1 protein-coding gene is annotated in these 868 nt (G+C 68.3%); it reads left to right on the top strand.

The genetic code is table 11. The features are described 5' to 3' along the window. A partial coding sequence (locus tag C4B30_RS34995) for a hypothetical protein (RefSeq protein WP_105133686.1) occupies window positions 1–585 on the top strand: 585 nt, incomplete at its 5' end. Between the last annotated feature and the right edge of the window lie 283 nt (window positions 586–868).

Raw genomic sequence — 868 nt, 5'->3', positions numbered from 1 at the left:
ACCAAGATGACGACGATCGACCCGCTGCTGCGCCTGGCGGTGCAGCAGTCGAACTGCTTCGTGATCACGTCGATCGGCAACCAGAAGAGCGACGCGCGCCTGTCGCGCATCACGCAGTTGCAGCGCAACTCGGGCGAATACCGCGCGGGCTCGAAGCAGCAGAAGGGGCAGCGGGTCGCGGCCGACTACTACATGGAGCCGCAGATCGTGATCAACGACTCGCCGATCGGCGGGATCGGCAGCATGATCGGCGGGCTGATCGGCAACAGCGCGGTGGCGGCGGTGGCAGGCCACCTGCAGACGAAGGCGTCGGTCGTCACGCTGACGCTGTTCGACGTGCGCTCGGCGGTGCAGATCGCGGCGTCGGAAGGCAGCTCGACGGCGACCAACTACGGCGCGGCGCTGGGTGGCTTCGGCGGCGGCGTGGGCGGTGCGCTCGCGGGCTTTTCGTCGACGCCGGAAGGCAAGGCGACGGTCGTCGCGTTCATCGATGCGTACAACAAGATGGTCGTCGCGCTGCGCAGCTACAAGGCCCAGGACGTCAAGGGCGGCCTGGGCCGAGGCGGCCAGTTGCAGGTCAACTGACGTCGCCGGGCCGGCGGGGCCGCCGGCCGATTTCCGAGTCTCGATTCCCGATTCATGATGGTCGGTGCGCGCGGCGTGATTCGCGCGCACTGGCTGCGTTCGTCCCGTTCGTTTGAAAGGTGATCCCGATGAAAGCCGCTGCACTGATTGCATTGACCTGCCTCGCGTTGACCGCTTGCGGCGGTGGTGACGACAATTCCTCGCCCGCCGCGTCCGGCGGTTCGGGCTCGGCCAACAACGGCGGTAGCGGCGGGACGGGCGGCACGGGTTCGGGCGGGACGGG

The organism is Burkholderia sp. BE12 (assembly GCF_002959955.1).
GTDB lineage: Bacteria > Pseudomonadota > Gammaproteobacteria > Burkholderiales > Burkholderiaceae > Burkholderia.
This window is presented reverse-complemented; position numbering and strand designations above follow the sequence as displayed.